Source organism: Phyllobacterium sp., assembly GCF_037994405.1.
GTDB lineage: Bacteria > Pseudomonadota > Alphaproteobacteria > Rhizobiales > Rhizobiaceae > Phyllobacterium.
Genome location: NZ_JBBNAN010000038.1, coordinates 1 through 6,159, shown reverse-complemented (window position 1 = coordinate 6,159; position 6,159 = coordinate 1). Strand labels below are relative to the sequence as shown.

4 protein-coding genes and 2 pseudogenes are annotated in these 6,159 nt (G+C 55.9%); 1 reads left to right on the top strand and 5 read right to left on the bottom strand.

The genetic code is table 11. The features are described from left to right. Positions 1-1,117 precede the first annotated feature (1,117 nt). Both AAAC48_RS02540 and AAAC48_RS02535 read right to left on the bottom strand, forming a co-directional pair. Positions 1,118-1,603, bottom strand: a complete 486-nt coding sequence (locus tag AAAC48_RS02540; protein WP_340652662.1) for a BA14K family protein — start codon at positions 1,601-1,603, stop codon at positions 1,118-1,120. Between the two features lie 207 nt (positions 1,604-1,810). Continuing rightward, positions 1,811-2,467, bottom strand: coding sequence for a hypothetical protein (locus AAAC48_RS02535; protein ID WP_340652661.1), 657 nt, complete (start codon positions 2,465-2,467; stop codon positions 1,811-1,813). Positions 2,468-2,807: 340 nt separating this feature from the next. Between AAAC48_RS02535 and AAAC48_RS02530 the strand changes: the two genes are divergently transcribed. Continuing rightward, a complete protein-coding gene (locus tag AAAC48_RS02530) occupies positions 2,808-3,233 on the top strand; it encodes a DUF2721 domain-containing protein (RefSeq protein WP_340652663.1) in 426 nt (141 codons plus the stop codon). Positions 3,234-3,376: 143 nt separating this feature from the next. Here AAAC48_RS02530 and AAAC48_RS02525 read toward each other — a convergent pair. The 3 genes and pseudogenes from AAAC48_RS02525 to AAAC48_RS02515 form a co-directional block, all read right to left on the bottom strand. Next, positions 3,377-3,613, bottom strand: a pseudogene (locus tag AAAC48_RS02525) (haloacid dehalogenase-like hydrolase); the annotation flags it as partial. 131 nt (positions 3,614-3,744) lie between these two features. Further along, positions 3,745-5,424 (bottom strand): arylsulfatase, encoded by a 1,680-nt coding sequence (locus AAAC48_RS02520; protein ID WP_340652660.1) that lies wholly within the window; start codon positions 5,422-5,424, stop codon positions 3,745-3,747. Between the two features lie 377 nt (positions 5,425-5,801). Continuing rightward, positions 5,802-5,981 (bottom strand): annotated as a pseudogene (locus tag AAAC48_RS02515) (hypothetical protein); the annotation flags it as partial. Positions 5,982-6,159: the final 178 nt, after the last annotated feature.

Here is a 6,159-nt window from a genome sequence, read left to right as displayed (position 1 = left end):
TTTCAAAGACGCCACACTGACCGCCTTGGGTTTACGCTGATCAACGATGCGTCGATGTTCGACGAACCATGACTGCTTCACGATATGCGGCTATCGCTGCAAGTATCTGATACTCGCGTGTACCTTGATCGAAGAGTTTCATTATTGTTCGCGCCAAACGGTCATTGTGTTCGTAAGAAGCTGGCGGTTGGTCAATCGCTCGCACCCTTATGTGAGCGATCTCCATGATCTGCCAATCTTCTTCGCTGTGAGTTGGTCAAAAAGATGCGGTGACATGATAGCTCCTCCTCGACCGATGGCGGGAGCACTTAGCCCGAAAAATTCATAGGGGGGTTGGCGGGTGTGGTTTCCGGAAATGATTCGGATCGGCTTTAGCAACCAAATCCTACGTCATTTCAACGGCTTGCACCACATCCGCCAACCCCCCATGAATTTTTCGGGCTAGATGGTAGACAATTGTGTTGAACACCCAGCTATAAACTCCCAATCTGTCGGGAAATACCATAAAACCAGTCGCCAATTGGCGGGTTGTACTTCGCCGATTGTTGGCGGTTACTATTCTCATCCGCCGACACCCGCAATTGGTTCGTCCGCGTTTCTGGATATGGAGAATATCCATTCACGGCCGTCACAGTTGCAACAAGAGATGTCGGCCGCTATCCGACCATAACACCCGTAGAAGAGGCCGCTCAATTCCGTGCCCACGATTGGCCAAATCTGGATGTGATGGAAAAGGCGGTTGGTCTCAGCGCTTGCGCGCTTGCCATTGATGCGAAGGAATCAGATATTTATATTGGGGAAGGGTGGCGCTTATGCCCGGCAACACGTCTTTGCCTCCTAAATGGCGACAAAGAAAAGAAGCAGCGATACCGCATTAGAATCAGCACGCACCATTCGGTACATATTTGGTCGACGAGAGTGGTCGGCTAAAATCTGAAAATCAACGAATGGAGCGTCCGGTTCGCTACATCGTGTCATGGGCGATTGCATGCCCGCTCTGCGCAGGTGAAACGAGTTATCTGCCACCAAGCAACCGGACTTGGTCTAGGGGCGCTCGGTTGCAACTCAACAAAAAGCCGGGGTCAGGAACTCGGGCAAAGTATTATGGTCGTGCCGCTCAATAGGGCGAAATGCACTGACGGCGTGGGCCATAATAGGGTTGAAAGGTATTGTCGTAGGCCCGGTACGACCGATAGCGATTGTAGCACCACCGCACGTGCGAGCCGCCGGCACTATAGACTGGCGCTCGGTAGACCGGCCCACTTAGGGCATTCCCGATAATCAGGCCAGTGCCAAAGGCCGCCAGCGGGATCCAGGCGCCGTCATAATAGCGATATCCTGGACGGTAATAGCGGTAGCCGCCATACCGGTAGCGGCCGCCCCAATATGGGTCGCCGCCCCAATAGGGTCCGCCGCGCCAACCCCGGTCGCCGCCCCAATAAGGTCCGCCGCGCCAACCCCGGTCGCCGTGCCAATAGTGATCGCCATTCCAGCCACCGCGCCAATGCCGTCTGTACTGTACTTGTTGGAAATTGGCGCTTCCGGTCTCGATCGTCACGGGAGCAAATGGCGCCGCATAGGCTGGCACGCTCTCAGTTGTCATAATCCCCCCAACCATTGCTAACGCAGAAAGTATTGAGGTGAGCTTCTTCAATTTCTCCTCCTTGCGGAACACAAGGTCTCGCACGTGTCTATAGAAGTAAGAAATGTATCAGATGTTGCGCCAAGATCGGCCTGGCATCTCAGGAGATAAACGTCGCGCTGTCTATTTTGTTCCGGATTTTGGTTGTTCCGCTGAGTTTGCGCACCGCTACGGAAGAACATTGACTGCGCGGGCCGCGACGATGACGAGCGTCAGAAGCGAGATCGTGCTCTCCAGCATCATCAGCATCTTTGCGCGTCTAGTGAGCGGCAGGACATCGGTGGGACTGAATGCTGTGGCAGTATTGTATCCGAGAAACAGGTAGTCGAGGAATAATGGCTGCCAATCCGGTGATGTAACTTCGGGTGCCGCCGCCTGTGGAAAGAGCCAATCCGGCTTTGGTGTTGCCCCGCTCGCCAGAGAGGATGGGCCGCCGCCATCGACTTGCCAATATAGCAATGAGAAGGTCAGAACATTGGTGACCCAGATCGCAAGCGATGAGGAAAGCAGTGAGACAGCGCGGGTTTCGGGTGGGTGAAGTGTGATGATGCCGATCATGTCCGCCAGTTCCGCTGCCGTGTTGGCGATATAGGCCGCACCAAGAAGCATGATTACGGCCCGCTCAATACGCATCCACAGAGTGTTTGCAGTCAGTGTGACCACAATCATGGGCACAATAACCACAAGCGCAACCACGTAGGAAACCCACACCGGCATCACTTGCACATGGTGGGGCAGCACTGCCAACAGACCGAGCACGACCAGTATCGCGAGCGCGGGAGCCCATCGTGGTTCGTCGCGAACTGCTTGGGGGCGCTCATTCATGGTCGTTGGATCGGTTCAGCGTCGGTATATTCCGTCTCACGGCGGGCGGATCGGAAGTCCACACGACAGGCTAGGTCGCCTTCAGGTATGATCTTTGGTTCCATATTTCCTCTCGTTGCCCAGTAGCTCTCAACCTGAAATCTGATGAGGAAGCCTGCACGTCGCTCGGAAGGATTGCGCCGGCAGCGTAAACCTGCCACGGCGATGTCACAAGGCCATTGCGCTTGGCGTAGCCCAGTCGTCGTGAGCCGATGCCAGGTACCTGTTTGCCGAAAATATCAATCGGTGGCATTTTCGATGTCGACAAGTTCACTTTAGCTAGCAGCAGGCACGTTTGAAAATGCCCGTCAACGTCGAACAACTTTCGACCATGATCTCTCATGCTGTGGCTCCAGCATTTCTGTTGGCCGCCATCGCGGCTCTGGTGTCGATCCTAATCAACCGGATGGCAGGGGTAACCGACCGAATCCGGAACCTCAATCAGATTGCCAATGAGGATACCACACGGAGGTGGCTGAAGGCCGACATCGCCCGGTTGAAGCGCCGTGAGAGATTGTTGAATCAGTCCCTGCAACTTGCGGTCACGAGCGCGATCGGGATCGCCATCCTCTTGTTGGTTGGGTTTGTGGTTGCCTTCCTGGGTTATCGCCATGAGCCAGGCGCAGGTATGCTGTTTATTTTGTCCTTATGTTTGCTGGTCGGTTCTCTATTCCGATTCCTGCAGGACATAACAATTTCTCTGAGCGAGCACGACCATCACCATTGATTGTTGAACGATCCCGGGTGCCGGCCACGGGCAAGCACTTCGTCAGAAGTGGGACACCATTCGGTGCCTCCTCAGTGTCATCATGCATTTCTGAGCCGAGGATGCGGCACACGCATTATTGTTTTCTCATTTGGCTCGACTGCCGCCCGCAATTGTCTGATGAGTTCGGCAATCTGCGGATCGATCGGCTGCAGAGTGCCGTCATTGTCGAATACGGCTACGCGTTCGGGTTCCGGGACAAAACCGGGCGAGCCCTCCTTGGTCACCTTCTCGACGAATCCTACGACGGCCGCCTTCGGGGCAGTGTCGCTCCAGGACGGCAGAGGGTCGGTCTGGGGCAGCACCGGCGCAACAAAGAGCAGGGCGGCCACGACGCCCAACGCCGCGCTACTGGCCAGTAACCACAGGTCGTAGACATGTCGAGCCTCCGTTGATTGACTGCATGCGTTCCCGGATCCGCTACCGGAGATGCGGCGGCCCCGGTTTGCTCCGGGACCGCCGCGTTAGAGGATCAGTTGCCTGGCTTGTTCTTGATCGCCGCGTCGATCTGCCTCTTCACGGCATCGAGGTTGAAGGATGCCGGATCCTGCATCGGCGGGTAGTCAATCGCCGTCAGGGCCAGTTTCCCGACCTCCTGCTGAACACTGACGAACCTCCAGAACTCGCGAGCAAAGAAGTCATTCATGTATCCTCCACCTTGGTCATTGAGGCTTTGCTCGCCAATCGATGGTGTCCGCTCAAACGGATCCTGACGGATATTGACCATGGTGGGCATGTCGGTTGTTACCTTCGCACCCGGCCAGCCCTGCGGCTGTTGATAGAACTGGTACTTGAAGTCATCGATGCGAACTGCACCCAATTGAGGGCCACCGAAGTAGAAAAATTCATGACGTGCGGACGGCCCTTTGCCCTGCAGCAGGTCGAGCTGGTTGTAGCCATCGAGGTGGTTCTTATAGGTCTTGTCACCCAGCTTTACGCCTTTGAGCAACTGGTCAGTGATGTCAGGTTTGCCGGCTGCGGCCAAGAGAGTGGGGAACCAATCCAGAGCAGAGTAAATGCCGTTCTCGACCGTGCCCGGCTTGACTTTGCCGGGCCAGCGGATGATCGCCGGTGCACGGAAGCCGCCTTCCATCACGGTACCCTTGGTGCCTTTGAACGGGGTCATGCCACCATCGGGCCAGGTAAATACTTCAGCGCCGTTGTCGGTTGTGAAGACGACGATGGTGTTGTCGGTCTCGCCCGCGTCCTCCACGCATTTCATGATGGTGCCGACGCTGTCGTCCAACTGCGCCATGCCGGCTTCTTCGAGACCATAATTGGTATCGCTGTTCATGAGGGCCTGGTATTTGGGCGACAAAAACGTCCAGACGTGCATGCGCGTCGTGTTGTGCCAGACAAAAAACGGTTTGCCGTCGGTCTTGGCCTTATCCATGAAGTCGCACGAAGCTTTGACCAGCACTTCATCAAACGTTCCCATGTCGTACTTGGCCTTGGGCATGATGTCATGCATGTTCGGCACGTTGGACATGTCGGGGTACGGTGCCAGGGGACCTTCGTCCACGATCCTCTGCTTGCCAATCTTGCCCCAACGCGGCTGTTCGGTCGCATCGTCCGTGTCCGTCGCAAAGCTATGCACCAGATTACGCGGGCCGACTTTGTCGCGGTACGACTGATCGTTTGGGAACGAATACCAATAGGGATCAGACATCGCATCGAGGTGATAGAGGTACCCGAAGAACTCATCAAAACCATGCAGGGTAGGCAGAAACTTGTTCAAATCGCCGAGATGGTTCTTGCCAAACTGCCCGGTGGCGTAGCCCTCGGTTTTGAGGGCGGCGGCAATGGTTGCGGCCTTATCTGGCATACCCACGTCCGCGCCGGCCTGGCCGACAGTTGTCAGGCCTGTACGCAGCGGGATCTCACCGGTGATGAAACTCGCCCGGCCCGCCGTGCAACTCGCCTCGGCATAATAGTCGGTGAATATCATGCCCTCAGACGCAAGTTTGTCGAGGTTTGGTGTTTTCCCAGACATTATGCCCCGGTGATAGGCGCCGATGTTAAACCAACCAACATCGTCACCCATGATGACAACGATGTTGGGCTTCTTGTCTTGAGCTTGCGCTGGAACTGCGAAGACGCTGGATGCCAATGCGGCGGCTAGCGCGAAACACTTCACGCTTCTTATATTCATGACTGCTATCCTCCTTTTTGCTGCTTGTGCAGGCCGCCGGGAACAGGCAAGGCGCGAGACGGGAACTAAAAAGATTGGATGTGCGCATTGCTGTTTCGAAAACGTCGCTGAATTATTTTCAAGGTGCAATTCAGCCGCGTTTAGGTCCTCATCCCAGCGGGGCACAGGTTCTATCAACATGCCATTAAGAATACTCGCGTCACCAAACTGGCGCAGGCGACTTCCGAAAGCATTTCCGATTGTTGGGCATCGGTGAAGTACGTAACTGTAACATCCAGACACCACGGTGGCCGGCACATGATAAAACAGAAAGCCGCCCGGAAGGCCCGATCTCCTTGACCGCTTGCGCCGTGACCTTCATGTCAAGCAGGCGGTGACCTTGCTGGGGCTATCCGCCGCGCGGTCCGATGTCGTGCCAACGCCTCGAAATCGCGAAGCTGCTTCACACCAGCCGTTGTCGTGTAATCGTCAATCCGGGGCGGGTTGACCGATAGAGAATTGGCTGCGAGGAAGTCCGTGCGGAAGTAACCCGGCTCAACAATCGTCACCTTGATGCCACGTTCTGAGATCAGCTCAACTAACATCCACCGAGCACCGCTCGGAGCCCCGGGTCATTCTGGCGCAGACGTTCTTCGATCCATCGGCTCGCCCAGTCGTAGGCGTCCGAAAACAACTCGGAATGCCGGCTCCAATCCATGAATCCGATCGGGTTGGAAACCTGTGGGCAGACCAAGA

What these genes read in the sequence shown, in the direction of transcription:
- AAAC48_RS02540 (WP_340652662.1), bottom strand. Translation starts at nt 1,603, where the DNA reads ATGACAACTGAGAGCGTGCCAGCCTATGCGGCGCCATTTGCTCCCGTG.
- AAAC48_RS02535 (WP_340652661.1), bottom strand. Translation starts at nt 2,467, where the DNA reads ATGAATGAGCGCCCCCAAGCAGTTCGCGACGAACCACGATGGGCTCCC.
- AAAC48_RS02530 (WP_340652663.1), top strand. Translation starts at nt 2,808, where the DNA reads ATGCCCGTCAACGTCGAACAACTTTCGACCATGATCTCTCATGCTGTG.
- AAAC48_RS02520 (WP_340652660.1), bottom strand. Translation starts at nt 5,424, where the DNA reads ATGAATATAAGAAGCGTGAAGTGTTTCGCGCTAGCCGCCGCATTGGCA.